We start from the raw sequence: 19,472 nt of genomic DNA on the forward strand, positions 1-19,472 counted from the left end.
GTTAGTTTGTGCCTGTCAGGCTAATGGAAGAGTCGCAATCCTCCCATTAGAAGAGTAGGTCAGCATGAGTCAGACGATGAACCGGTGCTACCGGCTGCGGCGTCGCCCGTCGGTTGCGATCACGCCCGCGGAACTGGAGTTCGCCGAGGAGTCGATTCCCGATATCGGTAGTGGTCAGGCGCTGATTCGGACGTTGTGGCTCTCGATCGATCCGTCCAATCGGATCGGGATGAGCGAGATCCACTACGGCATGCCGCCGGTCGCCCTCGGTGCGGTGATGCGCGGGTTCGGGATCGGGGAGGTGGTCGAGTCTCGGCGCGGCGATATGCAGCCCGGTGATCTGGTCTCCGGGCTCACCGGGTGGGCGGACTACGCGGTCGCCGATGCGACGAATCTTGTGCCGTTCACGGTGTTACCGACGCCGCTGCCCGGTCCGATGGCGAGCATGCTCGGTGCGCTGGGGCATACCGGCGTCACGGCTTACCTTGGCGTGCACGACATCTGCCGACCTCGGCCGGGGGACACCATGGTCGTGACCGCGGCGGCGGGTGCGGTCGGATCGGTCGCGGGGCAGATCGGCAAGGCGCGTGGTGCGCGTGTCATCGGCACCGCGGGTACGCCCGAGAAGTGCGATCACGTGGTGCGCGCCTTCGGTTTCGACGCCTGCATCAATTACCGTGACCCGAAGTGGCGCGATCAGCTCGATGCCGCGACACCCGACGGGATCGACATCATCTTCGAAAACGTCGGCGGCCGGCTCTTCGAGCATCTGCTGACCCGGATCAATGTCGGCGCACGAATTGCGCTGTGCGGCTTGATGGCCGACTACCACGGCTATGGTTCACCGGGGCCCGCCGAGCAGACCGGAATCGACGCCAACCGGCTACTCCTGAGCCGTGCGATGCTCGAAAGCTTCCTCGTGCTGGACCATTCCGACAGGTTTCCGGAGGCCAGAACCTATCTCGCCGAGCTGATCGCAGCGGGCGAACTCCACCACGAACAGACCGTCATCGACGGTCTCGAACACGCTCGCGATGCACTGAACCAGATGTTCGCAGGCGCCAACATCGGCAAGCTCCTGATCAAAGTTGCCGAGCGCAGTCGAATGACCCCTATCTACGGCATGTCGCAGGGCCATTCGACTGCGCTCGGCGGTGGGGTGTGAAGGGGACTCGACGTGCTGGCTGCCTGGCGGGCGGTGGTGATTCCGCTGGGTGGGTGCGGAGTGATTCGGTGTGCGCGACTGGGGGATTCGGGGTTGCGGTAGCTTAGTAGGGTGATGGTGGGAGGTATGCGGGTGGATCGGCACGCGCGGCTGGGTGTTCGTGGTTGGTTGCGTAAGGCTGTGACTGTGGTCGCGGCGGCCGTGCTCGTGTCCTCGGTTGGCGGGGCGGTGGCCGGGGCTGCGCCGATGGGCGGTGCGACCGATCTGCTTGTTCCGTCCAGCATGGGGCCGATCAAGGTTCAGGTGCAGTGGGCGGCCCGGGGCGGGAGTTCGGCGCTGTATGTGCTCGACGGCCTGCGTGCACCGAGCGATCACAGTCAGTGGACGAGCGATACCGACGCGCTGCGCCAATTCGCCGGTGACAATGTCACTTTGGTGTTCCCCGTTGGTGGCCGGTCGAGCTTCTACACCGATTGGTACCGCGCGAGCAGCACCAATCGTCAACCGGTGACGTACAAGTGGGAAACCTTCCTCACCAAGGAGTTGCCCGCGTTCCTGGCCGGGTATGGCGTCTCGCGCACCAACAACGCGATCGTCGGTGCCTCCATGGGCGGTAACGCCGCGCTGACTTTGGCTGCCCACCACCGTGATCAGTTCAAGTTCGCCGGGTCCTTCTCGGGCTTCGTGCATCCGACGTTCCCGCTGTGGAACGAGGCGATGCGCGCCGCCATGTGGGACGAGGGCAACTTCAACGTGGATGACATGTGGGGCCCGGTCAGCGATTCCGCGTGGAAGCGCAACGACGCCACCGAACAGGCCGAGCTGCTGCGCGGCCTGCCGCTGTACCTGTGGACCGGCAACGGCGCACCCGGTCCGCTCGACATCCCGAACGGCGTCGGCAACACCATCAACGCAATGGGCTTGGAGGCAATGGCTTTGGCCGCCGCCCAAATGTTCCGCGATCGCGCGGCCGCCTTGGGCATCAACGCCCGCATCGACTTCGTCAGCGGCACCCACACCTGGCCCTACTGGCAGCAGGCCCTCGCCAACGCCCGCCCCATGATCCTGGACGCCCTCGGCGCGCGGTGAGCCTGTATGTCTCGCCGCTGACCGCCCGCTCGTCAGATGCCGACGTGCACCCAAGCGGCCCACAGATGCGGGGACCGGCGTAGGTCGGATTCGGCGCGCAGCTCGCGGAGCGCTCGATGCAGGGCGAAGGCGGCGCGGGCCGGGTCCGGGTCGGCGGACGGCGCGCTGAGGTTGCGGTAGAAGTGTTCGGCCACCTGCAGGGCGAGGTGGTCGGGGACGGACCACTGGGTGGCTACGACGCGGGGGTAGCCGGCGACCATGCAGGCGGCGGCCAGGTTGAGGGATTCGTCGAGGAAATCCGCGACCAGGGAGTGTGCGGTTCGGCAGGCCGAGAGGTAGGCCAGCTGGGCGTGTGGCAGTTCGAGTGCGGCCAGGCGGAGGAGCGTCAGTGGGGTGGTGTTGTGGTCGTGCAGCAGGATCCGGCTTTGTGACGGGTCGATGGGGTGGCTGTCGGCGTGGCAGGCGAAATGGGCGATGCTGCACCGATTCAGGGCCGTGGTCACCGGATTCAGTGTCGCCGCCGCGCCGGTGAGGTAGTCCTGTGCGCTGCTGGCATTCGGGTAGTGGCGCCGGAGGAAGGTGGTCTCCGGCTCGGCATTGCGGAGCCTGCCGACGGGGATGATGCCGTCCGCGGTTCTCGCGGGCGTGCTCGGCATCGCGATGGCGGCGATGGTGTGGGTGCCGGGCGTGGTGAGGTGTTCCCGGGCGTAGCGCAGGTGCCTGATGCTCGGCGCGTAGGAGGAGACAACGTAATCCGTCGTTGTCGGTCCGTCCGGTGTGGTGTAGTCACCGGCCGCGTGCAATGGCAGCGCGCTGAACGCTCCCGTGGGGATCCACCAGAGCCGCTGTGGCTGTGCGGGATTCGGATTGCCCAGGTAGCCGAGCTCGGCGAGCACCGGTCGCACCGCGGCGCGCCACAGGAAGGTCAGTGACTCTCGGATCGTGCGGGTGGCGCGCACCCGGTCGGTGCGCGGGGTGTCCGCGCGCAAGGCGGTGTCGAGCGCGGTGTGGAAGTGCGGCACCACCTGTTCGATCGGTTGCAGTTCCGCCCGGCGCAGTCGTATTCCGACGATGCGATCCGGTCGCACGATCAGTGCATGGCAGCCGTACGTGCTGGCATTGAGGAGCACGATCGGACCGGCCGCGCTCTGCGCCCGCAGGACGTGAATCTCGCTGGGCCGGAGGAAATCCGCGAACCCGGGCATCGCGCGGATCTCGGACAGTGTGCGGTGGAACTGTTCCGCCGTCCGATGGCGCCGGTCGGCATCGTGCCGTGCGAGATCGGGCAATGGCAGCATCGGGGCGCTGTCGGCGTCGATATCCACCTGCTCCCGCAGGTTCTCGAATCGGTCTGCCAATTCTGGTGCGACGGTTCGTAATTCGGCAGTGGCGGCGCGAGTCTCCATGGCCTGTCCCCACAGCACCGTGCGTCCGGTTTCGAGCACCGATACCGCGTGTCCTGCCGCGGCGAGACCGGTATCGCGCAGCAGCAGTGCGGCGGTGTCGGTCGCGAGTTGGGAGTAGTTGCGCAGCAGGGCCAGTCGCTCTCGCCGGCCGAGATGCCGGGAGGCCACGTTCGGCATCAGGTCGACGGCCTTCGCCAGAAGTTCGGTCGCGTCGGACAAACGGACATCCACGAGCCATCGACCGAGTTCGATCGCCGCGTCGATCCGCCGTCGCGGCGACGACTGTTCGCTGTCCAGTACGGCTTCGGTCGCGTCGATCGCCGCGTCGAGATCGGCGGGGTCGCCGCTGTCCTCGAACCGCAGTCGCAGACTGGTGCTCAGGTTCGCTAGGTAGAGCGTGCGATTGTCGTGGCCGGGCGGGCAGGTGTCCACCGCTCGGGTACCGGAATCCACTGCCAGGTCCAGCATCTCCGCTGTTCCCGTTGTGGCGTATGCCGACAACTGTGCCATGGCCAGATTCGACAGCCGCAGTGGTCGATCCGGGTGACCGGGCGGGGTCGCCGCCAGCGAGTCGGCAAGGGCTCGCAGGGCCGCGTCCAGGTCGTCGCTGTCCGCCCGTAGATCGAATCGTGTGGTCAGGATCGTACCCAGGTTGGAAAGGCAGGCGGCGCGCTGAGGAGCATCGGCCGCCACGGCCGCGACGGCGGTGCGGCACCAGTCGATGGCCTCGTCCAGCAGTGCCGGATCGCCGTGCTGTTCGTGCAGTGCCGCCAGAGCGATTCCCAGCGTCGTCATGGCCACGGCGCGTTGTGCGTGATCGGCTGGGGTCGCGGCCACCGCCTCGCGGAGAAAGCCCGCTGCCTCGCTCAGGTCACCGGCATCGCCTCGCCGGTGGAAGCGGGCGATAAGGCCGGTGGCCAGATTCAGCCGAGTTGTCGCGGCCGAGACGGAATCCGGTTCCTCCGCTGCCACCGCCGACCGGGCGGTGTCGACAGCGCGATCGAGATCCGCTGTGTCACCGGCGGATTCGTATCGTGTCAGCAAGACCATCGCGAGGTTCGTCAACCGGGTGCCGACGACGACGGCCGCGGCGCCCGGGTTCGTGAGAGATACTGCAGCCGAATGGAGTTCGACCGCTTCGGTCAGTGCCGACTGATCTCCGGAGCGTTCGAAGTGCCGCCACAGCGCGGTGCCGAGCGTCATCGTCGATTCCGCGCGGTGGTGGTCGCCCCCGCCGTCGAGCCGCAATGCGGACCGAGCGTGCGTGATCGACTCGTCGAGATCGGCGGTATCACCCGATATCTCATACTGCAGCCGCAACGCATTGCTCAGGTCGGCCAGTGCGGTGGATCGAGCCGCCTCTCCCCGCGAACAGGCCGCCGCCGCACGATAAACGGCAACCGACTCGACCAGATCCGCCTGCGCGCCCTGCGCGGTGAAGCGCGCGATCAGCAGGTCGCCGAAGCTCTGCATCAGCCGTGGCCGCAGATAATGTCGCTGTGCCACAACCGATGCCAGGTACCGGTAGTTATCGATGGCGCAGTCCCGGTGATCACTGAGGCCGGACTGTTCGAGAGCCATGGTCAGTCCGAGCAGGCGGAGCGGGCGCATCGGGTGATCGGCGGGTGTTGCCGCGATGGCGGTGCGCGCGAACTCCACCGATCGGGACAGGTCCTCGGACTGTCCGGTGTGGGCGAAGCGCATGGCCAATGTCGCGCCGAGGTTCGACATGGCATCCGGCCACAACACGTGGTCGTCTGGTGTTCGCGCGACGGCTGTCCGGAGAATTCGCACCGCCTCGTCGAGGTCGTCCAGCATGCCGGATGTCGAATAGCGGGCCGTGTAGGAGCCGCCGATACCGAGGAGGATCTCCGTGGCCAGCGGGCTATCGGGTATCGCGATCTGCCCTGCCGCCAAGCCCCAGCGCACACACTCGTCCACCGCGGATTCGTCGTCCAGCGTCGACCACCGCGCGTACCAGACCTCACCGAGCCGCACCATGTGCAGCGCCCGATCGTCGCCGTGGTCGGCCATCGCCGCCTCGGCCGCCGTTGCCGCGGCGTCCAGGTCGGCCTTGTCGCTCAACCACCAATAGCGTGACAGCAGAGCATAACTGAGCTCGGAGAGCCGCCGTGATCGCTCGTGCGGTGGCGCGTCCAGCGCGGATACCCTGGACCACGACGCGATGGCGGCGTCCAGGCACGCGACATCGCCGGACCGCAGCGCGCGATCGAGCAGATTCGCCGCCTGTTCGGCACACGTCGCCGCGATATCCGGCACCGCGGCCGCCGGGATGACTGCGAACCCGACGGCCGGAACACACTGTGCGAAAAGGGTTTCGGCCTTCGCGCGCCGCACCGGTGCTTTGGTGATGCGGAAGATCAGCCAGTGGTACCTGCCGAGCAGCAGCAGACGGACTCCTCGCCCGAACCCAGGCCGATGCGGCCGCATAGGAGTCATTTTCGCTGATCGGGTGCCGAATCGGCCGACATCGCTGGAAAAGTATTCGTAGACTGCCGTGGTTGGCACGGTGAATCGAACAGCCTGTTCGGAGGGTGAAGCATGGCCGACTCCGACGACCTGGCGCACGGGCTGCAGTACCTGTGCCGCAACGACGCCGTGGCGGAGCTGCGGCGGGCCGGTCACATCGAATTGCTCGGCTGTCTGCACACCGCGGTCGCCGGGACCGACAGCGGGCCGCTGCTGCCGCTGGTCTCGGCCGTCATCGACACATTGCAGTGGCGAGCCGACTATCGGGACTGGCGGATCGTCGGCGGCGGAACGCGCGAGCTGCTCGACGACTATCCGGGTACCGAGGCAGTTCTGTGCCCCGTGTACACCTGCCCGCTGACCGCCGGTATCCGCTGCGGCCGAAGGCAATTGACACGAGGCGAACCACCCGAGTGCACGCTCGGCGGCCGGGCGATGGACTGGACCGACGATGAATTTGCTGACTGATCTCGCGGCGAGAGTGCCGAGCCGATGGTTGATCTGGCAGGGCCTCCCAGGGCTGATCTTCCTTGGCGTGGCCGTCGTCGGTGGTCATCTCGGCTATCGGGCCGCGATCGATCGGTACGCCGCGGTGCACTACCTCTCGACGCTGGCCGAGCGCGCCGATCGGTTCTCGACCGCCGAGATGGCCATCGCGGCGGCACTGGTCGTCGTGCTGGCGGCAGCGGTGGGACAGGCCGCTGCCGCCGTGGCGATCGGGGTCGAACTCGTGGTGCTCCGGCGGCGAACCCGGTTGACGAGCGCGCTGCGGCGGATGGAAGAACAATTCCGCACGCACTATCTGCTGGATGTGGCGACCGTCTGGCCGCACCTGTGGCTACAGCTGCCCCAGGAACATCGCGACAGCGCCGTTGCCGCCCGCACCCGTATCCGGTTGGCCGCCACCACAATCGGCTGGGGCCTACTGACGGCCTGCATAGCGGCCGTCTGGCCGCCCGCGTGGTTGCCGACCCTGCTCGTGCTCGCCGTCGGATGCATGCAACTGCGGCTCGCGATTGCGGGGTACGCGCGAACCATCAGCGCGATGGTCCGCCGCTACACCCCGCCGCTGGCCACCGCCCTCGGCGTCGACCACGACGGCCTGCTGAACAGAGCGCTCGGCCGCGCGCTGCAATATCACCTCCAGTTCGACGAGATGCCGCGGCGGACCGGTCGATGATCCTCGGCGCGCGCCGATGTCAGTCGATGCTGTACTTGGCGACGGCCTCCTCGTCGAGTTCGATGCCGATTCCGGGGCGCGCGGGAATCCGAACCTGGTTGGCGCCGTATACGAGTCGAGTTTCGGGGGTGAGCAGCTGTTCGAAGTTGTATATCCCCTTTTCGAGGGCGAAGTATTCGACGACAAGGGCGTTGCCGATGGCGCCGCACAGGTGGACGTGGAGATTGTGATGCCAGTGCGGGGCCATCTGGAGGCCGAAGGTGTCCGCCGTGTGGGCCACCCGCATCCATTCGGTGACGCCGCCGACAACGCCCGCGTCGGTTTGCAGGATGGCGGCCGCGCGGGATTCGATGAGTTCGCGGAATTCCCACCGGGTTTGGTGTATCTCGCCGGTCGCGACGGGAGTGCGGATGTGGCGGGCCAGCTCGCCGTGGCCCGCGATCGCGTCGGGGGACAGCGGCTCTTCGAACCACCACAGGGCAGTGTCGCCCGCGGCGCGTTCGAAAGCTTCGATGGCGACGCGTGCGTCGCGGACCGAGCGGTAGGCGTTGTTGGCGTCCAGTGCGAGCCGGCCGTCGCCGATCGCCTCGACCGCGGCGGCGACGCGGCGGGCGTCCTCGGCCACCGAAAGCCCGCCGACCTTGATCTTGTGGTCGGTGAAGCCCTGTCCGGCGTTGAAGGCGATCTCCTTGCGAACGGCGTCGGACCACTCGCCGTCGTCGGGGCGGTAGTAGCCGCCGGACGCGTAAGCAGGTAGCGCACTTGTCGATCCGCCGAGCAGGCTGACCAGCGGCAGACCGGCCCGCTTCGCGCGCAGGTCCCACAGGGCGATATCGATCGCGGACAGTGCGCGGATGACGGCGCCGCGCCGGCCCGACAGCAGCGTCTCCTGATACGCGAGACTCCACAGCCCGTGCACGTCGTGGTGGTCGGCGCCCAGGTAGACCGGCGCGAGCAGATCGTCGACGGCGGCTTTGGTCAGCGGCCCGCCGCTGGTTCCCGCATAGGTGTAGCCGAGTCCGGTTGCGCCCGTGTCGTCTTCGACCTGGACCAGCACGTAGTGGCGATCGCGCAACTCGCGATTGGACATCCTGGTCGGCTTGTCCACCGGGATGGCGGCGACACGGGTGCGAATTCGGGTGATCGTCATCGACTGCTCCTCGAGTGCACGGCGGTACGCACCGCCTGAATATTGGCGAATTCCATTGCGCCGTAAGTGCTCAGCTCACGTCCGTGCCCGCTGGCCCTGACCCCGCCGACGGGCAGTCGCGGGTCGGATTCGGAGATCCGGTTGACGAATACCGAACCCGCCGCGACGCGGGCGGTGAGGTATTCGATGCCCGCCGGGTCCTGTCCCCAGATCGAGCAGCTCAGCCCGTAGACCGAGGAATTGGCGACGGCGAGCGCCTCGGCCGCGGAGGCGACGGGCAGTACCGCGCCGAGTGGCCCGAATGTCTCCTCGCGGAAAGCGAGACAGGCGATGTCGGGAACGCGGACCAGCGTCGGCGGAAACCATGCGCCGGGCCGCGCGTCGACCTCACCGCCGAACAGCACCTCGGCGCCGCCTGCGACCGTCGCGTCCAGTTGCCGCCGCAGTTCGTCGCGCAGATCGACCCTGGCCATCGGCCCGAGCTCGGTACCGGGCAGCGCAGGATCGCCGATGGCCAGCATGCCGAGTTCTCCGATCATCGCCGCCGCGAACTCGTCGAACACACTCTGCTCCACGATGATTCGCTTGGCGGCGATACAGCTCTGGCCGGTGTTGAGGAACCGGGATCGCACCGCGGCGGCCGCGGCGGCCGGTACGTCGGCATCGGCGAGCACGAGGAAGGGATCCGAACCGCCGAGTTCGAGCACCGTCTTCTTGACCGCTCGCCCAGCCCTTGCACCGACCACCGACCCGATCCTGTTGCTCCCGGTGAAGGCCACGGCCGCGACGGCGGGGTCATCGATCAGCGGACCGATCCGATCCGGCGGCAGCACAACGCTTGTCAGCACGCCGGGCCCGAAAACGTCGTCGAACAGCCGCTGTACGGCAAGGGCGCAGCCGGTCACGTTGTCGGCGTGCTTGAGCAGCACCGTGTTGCCGATCGCGATGGCGGGCAGCATCGAACGGAATACCTGCCAGAAGGGGTAATTCCACGGCATGATCGCCAAGACCACACCGAGCGGCCGGATCCGGATCTGGCCGATGTCGGGCAGCACGTCGACCGCGCGTGGCGCCAGCAGGTCGGTGAGTCGGTCGGCGTAGTAGTCGCAGGTGGCCGCGCACTTCGCGATTTCGGCGGCCGCCTGGGCGATCGGTTTGCCCATCTCGCGGGTGATCAGCTCGGACAGTTCGCCCGCGTTCGCGCGCAGCATGTCGGCCACCTGCCGGATCGCGCGCTCGCGCTCGGCGACGCCGACCGGGTGCTCCGCCACCGCCACCGCGCGCGCCAGCTGCTCGGCGAGCGCCCGCTCGGAGGTGAAAGGGTAAGTCGCCAAGGTCTTTCCGTTCGCCGGATCGACGGTGGTGATCATCGGACGGCCTCGGCGGCCGAGGTACGGACGGCGAGCCAATCCTGAAAGCGCCTGCCGATGATCAACGGATGTTCCAGCAGCTTGGGCACATCCGGCGCATTGCCGACCTCGATCCGCGTGTGCAGCAGCGTCGGCCCGTCCGCGGTCAGTGCCGCGGCGAGGCGCTGCGCCAGCTCCCGCTCGTCGCCCGCGCGCCGCACGGTCCAGCCCGCCGCCATCGCCAGATCGCCCAGGTCGATGCGTGCGCCGTAGGTCGGCAGATTGCCGGTCGCGCCGTAGACGCCGTTGTCCAGCAACACCATCAGCAACTTCGCCGGACGCAGATAGCCCGCCGTGGCCAGCACATTCGGGTTCATCAGCAATGATCCGTCGCCCTCGACGGCGACCACCTTCGGCACCGCGGTGTCGGCGATACCGAGCGCGACACCGGTCGCGACGGAACCGGCCAGCCCCATCGCGTCGAGCAGATACAGATGATTGGGCCGGTCGGCGACGGCGGCGAGTTCGCGGCTGGAGGCCGCGCAGGTCACCACCACCGGGAGTTCGGCGGTGTGGTCGGCGATGATCCGCAGTGCATCGATGCGCTTCACGATCAGGCCGCCTTACCGTCGGTGGCCCAGAAGTGCGCGAGCACCACCACGGGCCGGAAAGTCATGCGCGCGTGCGTCCCCGCCTCGGTGACGACGGCTTCCCAATCGGAAGGCGAACTGCGCCGGTCTATTTCGAATACACGCAACCCCAGCTGATCGAGGATCCCCGGCACATGCTGGCTGAACGCGTGGATCATCGAGTTGTATTCGCCGAGCCCGCCCCTGGTGTTCGCGACGATGAGCGTCGGCAGGTGGTAGGCGACGTTGAAGGTGGTCAGTGCCGTCAGTGCGTTGCCGAAACCGTTGTCCTGCATGACGATCGCGCCGAACTTGCCCGTCAACGGAAGCGCGCCGAGCAGCCCGGCGGCCTCCTCCTCGCGCGACAGCGGGAAGACGGTGTCCGACCGGCCGTCCTGTCCGCCACTGGTTTCCACCAGTGCGGAGATGACGGGAGCGACGCTGACGGACGGGACATACCCGACCAGATCCACCTGCGCGGCCCAGATACCTCTCGCCACCGATGCGGCATATGTCGTGGATTTCACTCAATGTCCCTTCGCCGGAACCGGGCCGTCGAGCGACGACCACCAAGTGATAGAAACATACTACTCTCAACGAGTAGCATGCAACTGATAGGTAGCGGTGAATTCTCCGGGGTCAGGCAGCTATCGGGTCAGTACTCGATCGAGTCGCCGTCGGGCACGGAGACCGACACCCAGCGGCGCCATTCCGCGACCAGCCCGCGATTGTCGTCGCTGCTGTGCGCCACGAGCAGATCGCCCGAGCGCACGAGATGGATGCGCATGGCACGCTCGGCGGCCACGCCGTCGCGCTTGCGCAGTGCGTCGATGATCGCCTTGTGATCGTGCAGCGCGGTTTCCACGGTCTGATATTTCGGCACGCTGTGCCTGCCGTCGAGGGCGAGCGTCTGGCGTAGCTCCCCGACGAATTTGGCCAGGCGCCGATTGCCGCTGGCGTGCAGGATCAGATCGTGCAGCCGCTCGTCGGCGGCGAAGTAGTCGACACCGCCGTCGGCGGTTTTCTCCATGATCGCGTACTCGGCCAGCATCGCCTCGTCGTCGCGGCTGGTCATCACGGCGGCCGCACTGCGACAGGCGGGCGGCTCGAGCAGTACGCGCAGGCTGCACAGGTCGACGATGCCGCGTCCGTCCTGGCCGACGATCCTGGCCCCGCGATTGCGCTCGATCTTGACCAGGCCCAGATCGGCCAGCTTGAGCAGCGCTTCGCGGACGGGCGTCCGCGACGCGCCGAATCGCTCGCCGAGTTCGCGCGAGGAATACAGCACGCCCCGTTCGAGTCGACCCTGCCGGATCGCATCCCTGATCTCGGCGGCAATCTGCTCGGATTTGCTGTCTACCGACTCATCCTGCGACAAGACACCTCTTCATGGACCCGTGAGCGACTCGGAAATCGCCCGTGGCACAAGCGCCCCGGGCGATGTCCGAGCATAGTCGCTCGACGGGCCGCGCTAGGCACCCGCGCCCGACGTGGCGGGCGCACCGCGCTCGGCCCTGGATCGCAAGGTCAGGATGCCGATCACGGCGAAGGCGGCGACATTCGCAAGGATCATGACGGTCATCGCGACGCTGGTATTGCCGCCGGACGCGTCCTGGATCCAGCCGAAGGCGTACGGGCTGACGAAGCCCGCCGCGTTGCCGAGCGAGTTGATCAGTGCGATACCGCTTGCCGCGCCGACACCGGCGAGATAGGCGGTCGGCACGGACCAGAACAGCGGCTTGGCCGTCTGCGCTGCCATGGTGGCGACGGTGATGGCGGCGAAGGCGGCGGCCGGTGCGCCGAGGCTGGCCGCGGTGATCACGAAGGCAACCACGGAGATCGCCAGTGCGATCAATACCGGTCGCGCCGAACGCGTGTCGCGGATGACACGCCCGGTGACGAACATGCAGACGGCCGCCATCAGGAACGGCGCCGCCGACAGCCAGCCGATCTGCGTGCCGCTCAACCCGTGCCCGACGTGTTTGATCACCGACGGCATCCAGTAGGTCAGCGGGTACGCGCCGCACAGCAGCAGGAAGTAGGCCAGGCACAGCGCGATGACCCGCTTGTTCGCCAGTGCCGCGCGATGTCCGGCCGGCGCCTGCTGTGCTCGCTCGGCATGTTCGACCGCGAGCGTGTCGACGAGCCAGGCGCGTTGCGCGTCGCTCAACCACCTGGCGTGCGTGGGTGATTCGGTCAGCCAGAGGAAGAAGACGCCGCCGAGCACCACGGCGGGAATGCCGCCGACGATGAAGACCCATCGCCAGCCGTCGAGGCCGAACGCGCCGTCGAAGGAATCCAGGATCCAGCCGTTGAGCGGTCCGCCGATCACGCTGGCCACCGGAATCGCCACCATGACGGTCGAAATCACCTTGGTGCGCTGGGCATTGGGATACCAGCGGGTGAGGTAGACGATGATGCCGGGGAAGAAGCCCGCCTCCGCGACGCCGAGCAGGAAGCGCAGCACGTACACCGTCTCCAGGTTCGGTGCGAAGGCGGTGATGGTGGCAATGATGCCCCAGGTCACCAGGATTCGGCTGAGCCAGACCCTGGCGCCGACCTTCGTCATCACGATATTGCTCGGCACCTCCGCGAGCACGTATCCGACGAAGAAGATGCCTGCCAGGAAGCCGTACTGGGTGGCGCTCATCCCGAACGTCTTCTCCATGCCGAATTTGGCGAAGCCGACATTGATCCGATCGATATAGCTCACGATGTAGCCGACCATCAGGAGCGGGACGATCCGCACCGTGATCTTCCGGATCGTGTCGGCCTGCAATGAGCCCGCTTCGGCGCGGGGCAACGCCTGATTCATCTTTCCTCCACAGCACAGAGCCAGCCATGTCGTCACACCACCCAGCAAGGTGGCATGCTTCAAATGGTGAGTAGCATGCTACTCACGCTGTGACCTGGCGCACAAGAGTTTTCGATGAAGTTCGATCCCCAGATCCAAGACGGACCGTCTCGTTTCGTTGTAGGGTGTGGCATGGCTGCATCGAATACACCCGAGCCGTCGCGGCGCAGTGAGCGGTCGCGGGTCGCGATCCTGACCGCGACCCATGAGCTCATCACCGAGGTCGGGTACGCCAAGTTGTCGATCGAGGCGATCGCCGCGCGTGCGGGGGTGGGGAAGCAGACGATCTACCGGTGGTGGCCGTCCAAGGGTGCGGTGGTTTTCGATTCGCTGCTCAGTCTCAGTGAGGGTGCCGACGGGGATCTCGCGCTGCCCGACACCGGGGATCTCGCGGCGGATCTGCGAATCGTGTTGCGCGCCACGGTCGCCGAGTTCGCCGATCCCGTGTTCGAGGCGCCGGTGCGCGCGCTCAATATCGAGATCATCAACGATCCGGAGCTGGCCGCCACCTACCGGGAGCGGATGGAGCGGCCGATCAGGGAGGCGAAGCTGGCCCGGCTGCGCAGTGGGCAGGACGCCGGACAGTTGGCCGCCGACGCCGATCTGGAGCTGGTGCTCGATCTGCTCTACGCGCCGATCACGCAGCGCTGGCTGCTGCGCTCCGGCCCGCTCGACGAGGCCTTCGCCGACGGGCTGGTCGATGCGGTGTTGCGCGCGTTCGCCCCGGGCCGAGTGTTGCGGTAGCAAGCCCCTGCGCGATCTCTCCTCGACGCGTCGCTCACGCAGGGAGTTCCAGAGCGGCGCAACGGAATCGCATCGGGGGACCATGGAAATCTTCTTCTACATCGTGCCGAGCCTCATCGACGTGGTGATCGTGCTCATGGCGTATCGGGCGATTCGCCAAGCGCTCCAGTTGCGCAAGGCGTGGGCCAGCGGGGTGACGGCGAAGGGCCGCTGTGTGCACACCTTCACGACGACCAGTGGCGGCGGCGGGGATTCGAGCGTGAGCACGACACTGCACCACGTCTACGAGTTCACCGCAGGTGACGGCCAGGTGGTCCGCTTCGAGGAGACGGGCGGCCCGGCGACCAGGATCGAGGGCGATGACGTGACGGTGTACTACGCCGAGGGGCACGAGAAGAACGCCACCGCGTCGGCGCCGAAACCTGTGGCGACGGTGGTCGGCACGGTGTTCGTGCTGCTGTTCCTCACGGTGATCCTGGCGGGCAGCGTCGCGTTCATGGTGTTGGTCGCGAAGAGCCCGTGACCACGGGTGTTATGTGCGAGTTATGTTGGGGGGCAAAGGGATGCTTATGGTGGAGCGATGTTCGATTCGCGGCATGTTCGGGTATTCGACGAGGTTGTGCGGACCGGCTCGTTCGCGGCGGCGGCGCGGAATCTCGGATATACCCAGCCCGCGATCAGCCAGCAGATGAAGGCGCTCGAGCGGTCGGTCGGTACGCCGTTGTTCGTGCGCGTCGGGCGCGGGCTGCGGCTGACCGAGGCGGGCGAGGTGCTCGCCCGCCATGCCGCGGGCATCCTCGGGACCATCGCGGCGGCGCAGCGGCAGATGACAGCGATCACGCAGTTGAAGTCGGGGCGGATTCGCGTGTGCGCGTTCCCCAGTGCGAGTGCGACGCTCATCCCGCCCGCCGTGGCGTCGATCAAGATCCGCCATCCAGGCATCAGGATCGAACTGCTCGACGCGGAACCGCCGGATTCGGTGGAGGCGCTGCGGCGCGGCGACTGCGACATCACGCTGGCGTTCACCTACGGCGCCTCCGGTGAACAGCTGGAAGCCGATGACCTGTACAAGATTTCGCTGCTCGACGATCCGCTGATGGTGCTGCTGCCGCGCGGGCATCCGCAGGCGCGGCGGCGTTCGGTCGAGCTGGCACAGCTCGCCGAGGAGCGGTGGATCGCCGGATGTCTGCGCTGCCGTAGCCATTTCATCGAATCCTGCGCGAGCGCGGGCTTCGAACCGCATATCGACTTCACCACCGACGACAATCTCGCCGTGCAGAGCCTGGTGGCCGCCGGTACCGGAATCGCGGTGATGCCGAGCATGGTCCAGCTGTTCTTCCGGCATCCGCAGGTGATCAGCCGCCCGGTGTTCCCCGCGGACTCCAGGACGGTGACGGCGTACACGCTGTCCGGGCATCAGCGGATCCCGGTGACCCGGCTCATGATGGAGGCGCTCCAGGTGGCCGCGCATGATCTCGTGCCGTCGTGAAAGCCGTTGTGGCGCTGTAGATACGACCCATAAGAGTTCCTTGGGTTACGGCAAGAATGTCTAAGTGGACCCATGGGTCGGTGCGTTGCATGCTGGCGGCATGAGCCGATGCCGCCGGTCCCGTCGGTGCGCGCTCGGCAGCTACTCACTCGTTGATCGGAGTCGCCATGTCCATCAGCACCGCGCCCGCTACGCCCGTTCTCGCCGATCTCGTCTGCGCGATAAGGGAAGTCGTTCAGCTGGAACGCTCGCCCGCGGAGTCCGCACGGCTGGTCGCCGAGCGGCTCGAGTGTTTCCTGGCGCGACCGAACCTGCTGCCCCCTGAGTACCGCGAGGGTGACGCGGGCAGGTACCGGCAGCATCTAGTGCACACCGAGGACGACGGCAGCTTCTCGGTGGTCGCCCTGGTGTGGATGCCGGGGCAGCAGACGCCGATCCACGATCACGTCGCCTGGTGTGTCGCAGGGGTTTACGAGGGCGCCGAGGCCGAACAGCGCTACGAGCTGCGCGGTGCGGGCAGCACCGCGCGGCTCGTCGTCGCGGCCGACGTGGTCAACGCCGCGGGCACCGCCTGCGGCTTCGCCCCGCCCGGCGATATCCACTTGGTGCGCAATGCCGGTGCGGGCAAGGTGATTTCGATCCACATCTACGGCGCCAATATCGGCAAACTCGGCACAAGCGTGCGCCGGGAGTATCGCCTGCCCATCGTGGCCGACTGAGTTACCCGACGCCGTCGGGTGCGTTGCCCGCGGCCCAGATGCCGCGAACGTGGCCGATATGGCTGCGCAGGAAGCGCTCGACCTCCTCGCCCCTGCGCTGTTCGATGAGGTCGACGATCGTGTGGTGCTCCTGCGCCGACTTCTCCAGCTCGCCGCGCTCGACGAGCGCGGCGAGGCCGAAGAGCCGGGTCTGGGCTCGCAGGTCGCTGACGATCTGCGACAGCCGCGGGTTGCGGCAGTAGTCGAGCAGCATCAGGTGGAATCGGCGGTCGGCGTCGACGTATTCGACGAGATCACCGCGCTTGGCTGCATCGACGATCTTGTCGGCCTGCAGGCGCAGGCCGGGAATATCGGCCTCGGGGATGTCGCCGACGATGGACCGGACGCTCGGCGGCTCCAGCAGCAGCCGGATCTTGGCGATCGCGTCGAGATCGTCGTCGGAGGTCTCGGTGACCCGGAACCCCTTGTTGGGCACCGAGATCACCAGTCCCTGCTTGACCAGGTCCAGCATCGCCTCGCGGACCGGCGTCGCGGAGACGCCGAACCGCTCGGACAGCCACGGCGCCGAGTACAGCACCCCCGGCTCCAGCTCGCCGGAGATGATCGCGGCACGCAGCGCATCCGATACGTGGTCGCGCAGCGTGGGCCGCTTGCGGGTATCCAACCGTTCGATCATCACTGTGCTCCGGGTTTCTCCAGGTGGGCGAGCCACATCGATATAAGAGTAGTTACGTCTCAACGCTGTTCAGTTTCGAGTGCCGATAGCTGAAGCCGCAGTACAGCGCCAGGCCCAGTGCCAGCCAGACCAGGAACCGCACCCAGGTCACCCAGGTGAGGTGGCTGATCAGCCAGGCGGAGAACGCGATGCCGATCAGCGGCACCACCGGCACCCACGGGGTGCGGAAGGCGCGCTCGGCATCCGGGCGTGTCCGGCGCAGCCGCATCACGCCGAGCGCCACCACGATGAACGCCATCAGGATCCCGACATTGGTGAGCTCGGCGGCCTCCCGGATCGGCAGGAATCCGGCGATCAGCGCGGAGACGATGCCGACCGGCCAGATCACCCTGGTCGGCACCCGCCGGCGCGGGCTCGACTTGCCGAAGTAGGCGGGCAGCATGCCGTCGCGGCTCATGGCGAAACCGACGCGGGTGACGGCGAGCATATTGGCGAATGCCGAGGTGGTGACGCCGATGACGGCGCCGACCGCGATGACGAGGCCGAGGATGCCCATGCCGATCGTGTCGAAGGCGCTGGAGAACGGCGACGAAATGTTGATGTCGGTGTAGTTGACCATGCCGACGATGACGAGGCAGACCAGCAGATAGACCAGGGACGCGATGCCGAGGCTGATCATGATCGCCTTGGGCATCAGCTTCTTGCCGTCCTTGGATTCCTCGGCGGCGGCGCTCATCGCGTCGTAGCCGTAGACCGCGAAGAACGCCAGTGCCGCACCGGACACCGCGCCGCCGACGCCGAACGGGAAGAACGGCTGGTAGTTGCCCGCCTTGATATTGAAGGCGCCCGCGACCACCACGATGGCGACGATGACCATCTTGAGCGCGACGAGTCCGGTTTGCACACGGGCGGATTCGCGGGTGCCGCGGGAGAGCAGGAAGGCGAGCAGCAGGCACAGCAGCATGGCGAACAGGTCGACTTTGTGCCCGGCGCCCGTGCCCGGCGCGCCGAGTGCCCATGTGGGCAAATCGAATCCGATGTAGTGGGTGATGTAGTTCAGGTAGCCGGAGACCGCGATCGCCACGACCGACACGATGGCGGTGTACTCCAGCAGCAGATCCCAGCCGATCATGAAGCCGATGATCTCGCCCAGCGCCACATAGGAATACGTGTACGCCGAGCCTGCGCGCGGGACCATGCCGGCGAATTCGGCGTAGCACAGGCCCGCCGCGCCGGAGGCGATGATCGCGATGGCGAACGAGACGAGCACGGCGGGGCCGGCCACCTCGTTGGCCACCACCCCGGCCAGGGAGAACACGCCCGCTCCCACCAGCCCGCCGAGGCTCAGCGCGACTAGCTGCCACAGCCCCATGCTCTTGGTGAAATCGCCGGTGTCGGTGACGATTACCGGCTGGCGGCGCATCACCCCGCTCCTGGTGAGCGGCGGGCGTGCGGGTCTGGCGACGACGGTCTTCATTGACTGGCCTTTCGAGGTGGTGCGGTGGAGCGTGTTAGAAGACGAAGCCCTGCGGGAAAGGGTCGGTGGGATCGAGTAGGTAGTTCGCGGTGCCGGTGAGCCAGGCTCGGCCGGTGATCGCGGGCACGATCGCCGGGTGCTCGCCCACCGAGGTGGTGTCGACGGCGCGTGCGTAGAAGGTGGTGCCGATGAACGAATCGTTTTGCAGCACTTGGTCATCGGAGAGCAGGCCGCGGGCGTGCTGGCGGGCCAGCAGCGCGGAGGTGCCGGTGCCGCAGGGGGAGCGGTCGAACCAGCCGGGATGGATGGCCATCGCGTGCCGGGTGTGCGCGGGTTCGGACGCGGGATCGAGGAACAGCACATGCTTGCAGCCCGAAATCCGCTCGTCCTCGGGATGCACCGGACGCCGGGATTCGTTGATGGCCGCCATGATTCGCAGCCCAGCGTCGAGAATCCGGCCCTTGTGCGCACGATCGAACGGCAGGCCGAGCTTGCCGAGATCGACGATGGCGTAGAAGTTGCCGCCGTAGGCCATGTCGTAGCGCACGGCGCCGAGGCCGGGCACCTCGACATCGTTGTCGAGGCTGTCGCAGTAGGCGGGCACATTGCGCAGCGTCACCGAATCGGCGTGGCCGCCGTTGACCTCGACCGAGGCGACGACCCGGCCCGCGGGAGTATCGAGGCGGATCTCGGTGACCGGTTCGACCACCGGCACCATCCCGGCCTCGACCAGTGCCGTCGCGACGCCGATGGTGCCGTGCCCGCACATCGGCAGCAGCCCGCTGACCTCGATGAACAGCACACCGTAGTGGCCGTCGTCGGTGGTGGCTTGTTGCAAGATGGCGCCACTCATCGCCGCGTGGCCGCGCGGTTCGTTGATCAGTAGCTTGCGCAGATCGTCCAGGTGCTCGGCGAAGTAGATCCGGCGCTCGGCCATGGTGGCGCCGGGGATGGCGGCGACGCCGCCGGTGATCACCCGGGTTGGCATGCCCTCGGTGTGGGTGTCGATCGCGGAGATGATCATGGTGCTGCGCATCAGGAAAGTCCTTGTCTGG

18 protein-coding genes are annotated in these 19,472 nt (G+C 67.2%); 8 read left to right on the forward strand and 10 right to left on the reverse strand.

What is annotated here, in order from left to right:
- Positions 1–64: 64 nt before the first annotated feature.
- Together ACIG5A_RS34440 and ACIG5A_RS34445 are read left to right on the forward strand one after the other, a co-directional pair.
- Positions 65–1,165 carry an NADP-dependent oxidoreductase gene (locus tag ACIG5A_RS34440; RefSeq protein ID WP_397247836.1) on the forward strand — a complete coding sequence of 367 codons (1,101 nt, stop codon included), beginning with the start codon at positions 65–67 and terminating at the stop codon, positions 1,163–1,165.
- Positions 1,166–1,291: 126 nt separating this feature from the next.
- The gene (locus ACIG5A_RS34445; RefSeq protein WP_397248023.1) at positions 1,292–2,254 is read left to right on the forward strand and encodes an alpha/beta hydrolase; all 963 of its coding nucleotides are present in this window, start codon (positions 1,292–1,294) and stop codon (positions 2,252–2,254) included.
- Positions 2,255–2,286: 32 nt separating this feature from the next.
- Here the strand turns inward: ACIG5A_RS34445 and ACIG5A_RS34450 are convergent, their stop codons facing one another.
- A complete protein-coding gene (locus tag ACIG5A_RS34450) occupies positions 2,287–6,111 on the reverse strand; it encodes a CHAT domain-containing protein (RefSeq protein WP_397247838.1) in 3,825 nt (1,274 codons plus the stop codon).
- 111 nt (positions 6,112–6,222) lie between these two features.
- On the opposite strand from ACIG5A_RS34450, the gene ACIG5A_RS34455 reads away from it, so the two are divergent.
- Both ACIG5A_RS34455 and ACIG5A_RS34460 read left to right on the forward strand, forming a co-directional pair.
- Positions 6,223–6,618: a hypothetical protein gene (locus ACIG5A_RS34455; RefSeq protein WP_397247840.1), complete on the forward strand. Its 396-nt coding sequence runs from the start codon at positions 6,223–6,225 to the stop codon at positions 6,616–6,618.
- Positions 6,602–7,330: a hypothetical protein gene (locus ACIG5A_RS34460; protein WP_397247842.1), complete on the forward strand. Its 729-nt coding sequence runs from the start codon at positions 6,602–6,604 to the stop codon at positions 7,328–7,330. Before ACIG5A_RS34455 ends, ACIG5A_RS34460 begins: the two co-directional genes overlap by 17 nt.
- Positions 7,331–7,349: 19 nt before the next feature.
- Here ACIG5A_RS34460 and ACIG5A_RS34465 read toward each other — a convergent pair whose 3' ends face one another.
- The 6 genes from ACIG5A_RS34465 to ACIG5A_RS34490 form a co-directional block, all read right to left on the reverse strand.
- Positions 7,350–8,480: a mandelate racemase/muconate lactonizing enzyme family protein gene (locus ACIG5A_RS34465; RefSeq protein ID WP_397247844.1), complete on the reverse strand. Its 1,131-nt coding sequence runs from the start codon at positions 8,478–8,480 to the stop codon at positions 7,350–7,352.
- On the reverse strand, positions 8,477–9,850 hold the full coding sequence (locus tag ACIG5A_RS34470) for an aldehyde dehydrogenase family protein (RefSeq protein WP_397247846.1): 1,374 nt from the start codon (positions 9,848–9,850) through the stop codon (positions 8,477–8,479). Before ACIG5A_RS34470 ends, ACIG5A_RS34465 begins: the two co-directional genes overlap by 4 nt.
- Positions 9,847–10,440, reverse strand: coding sequence for a thiamine pyrophosphate-dependent enzyme (locus ACIG5A_RS34475; protein WP_397247849.1), 594 nt, complete (start codon positions 10,438–10,440; stop codon positions 9,847–9,849). The genes ACIG5A_RS34470 and ACIG5A_RS34475 overlap by 4 nt, the downstream gene beginning before the upstream one ends.
- Before the next feature lie 2 nt (positions 10,441–10,442).
- Positions 10,443–10,985, reverse strand: a complete 543-nt coding sequence (locus ACIG5A_RS34480) for a thiamine pyrophosphate-binding protein (protein ID WP_397247851.1) — start codon at positions 10,983–10,985, stop codon at positions 10,443–10,445.
- A gap of 128 nt (positions 10,986–11,113) precedes the next feature.
- Complete coding sequence (locus ACIG5A_RS34485) at positions 11,114–11,836, reverse strand: GntR family transcriptional regulator (RefSeq protein WP_397247853.1); 723 nt, start codon at positions 11,834–11,836, stop codon at positions 11,114–11,116.
- A gap of 93 nt (positions 11,837–11,929) precedes the next feature.
- Complete coding sequence (locus ACIG5A_RS34490) at positions 11,930–13,273, reverse strand: MFS transporter (RefSeq protein WP_397247855.1); 1,344 nt, start codon at positions 13,271–13,273, stop codon at positions 11,930–11,932.
- 171 nt (positions 13,274–13,444) lie between these two features.
- Between ACIG5A_RS34490 and ACIG5A_RS34495 the strand changes: the two genes are divergently transcribed.
- From ACIG5A_RS34495 to ACIG5A_RS34510, 4 genes are all read left to right on the forward strand, one after another.
- The gene (locus tag ACIG5A_RS34495) at positions 13,445–14,056 is read left to right on the forward strand and encodes a TetR/AcrR family transcriptional regulator (RefSeq protein ID WP_397247857.1); all 612 of its coding nucleotides are present in this window, start codon (positions 13,445–13,447) and stop codon (positions 14,054–14,056) included.
- 82 nt (positions 14,057–14,138) lie between these two features.
- Positions 14,139–14,579, forward strand: a complete 441-nt coding sequence (locus ACIG5A_RS34500; RefSeq protein WP_397247859.1) for a DUF3592 domain-containing protein — start codon at positions 14,139–14,141, stop codon at positions 14,577–14,579.
- Positions 14,580–14,636: 57 nt separating this feature from the next.
- A complete protein-coding gene (locus ACIG5A_RS34505; protein WP_397247861.1) occupies positions 14,637–15,545 on the forward strand; it encodes a LysR family transcriptional regulator in 909 nt (302 codons plus the stop codon).
- 167 nt (positions 15,546–15,712) lie between these two features.
- Positions 15,713–16,264 (forward strand): cysteine dioxygenase, encoded by a 552-nt coding sequence (locus ACIG5A_RS34510; RefSeq protein WP_397247863.1) that lies wholly within the window; start codon positions 15,713–15,715, stop codon positions 16,262–16,264.
- A gap of 1 nt (position 16,265) precedes the next feature.
- On the opposite strand, the gene ACIG5A_RS34515 is transcribed toward ACIG5A_RS34510, so the two are convergent.
- The 3 genes from ACIG5A_RS34515 to ACIG5A_RS34525 are packed head-to-tail and all read right to left on the reverse strand — an operon-like array spanning position 16,266 to position 19,453.
- A complete protein-coding gene (locus ACIG5A_RS34515) occupies positions 16,266–16,940 on the reverse strand; it encodes a GntR family transcriptional regulator (RefSeq protein ID WP_397247865.1) in 675 nt (224 codons plus the stop codon).
- Between the two features lie 52 nt (positions 16,941–16,992).
- Positions 16,993–18,417, reverse strand: a complete 1,425-nt coding sequence (locus ACIG5A_RS34520; RefSeq protein WP_397247867.1) for an amino acid permease — start codon at positions 18,415–18,417, stop codon at positions 16,993–16,995.
- 34 nt (positions 18,418–18,451) lie between these two features.
- Entirely contained in the window at positions 18,452–19,453 is a 1,002-nt protein-coding gene (locus tag ACIG5A_RS34525) for a proline racemase family protein (RefSeq protein ID WP_397247869.1), read from the reverse strand.
- Between the last annotated feature and the right edge of the window lie 19 nt (positions 19,454–19,472).

The sequence above is a fragment of the Nocardia sp. NPDC052566 genome, from assembly GCF_044547285.1.
In the GTDB taxonomy this organism is placed as follows: Bacteria; Actinomycetota; Actinomycetes; order Mycobacteriales; family Mycobacteriaceae; genus Nocardia.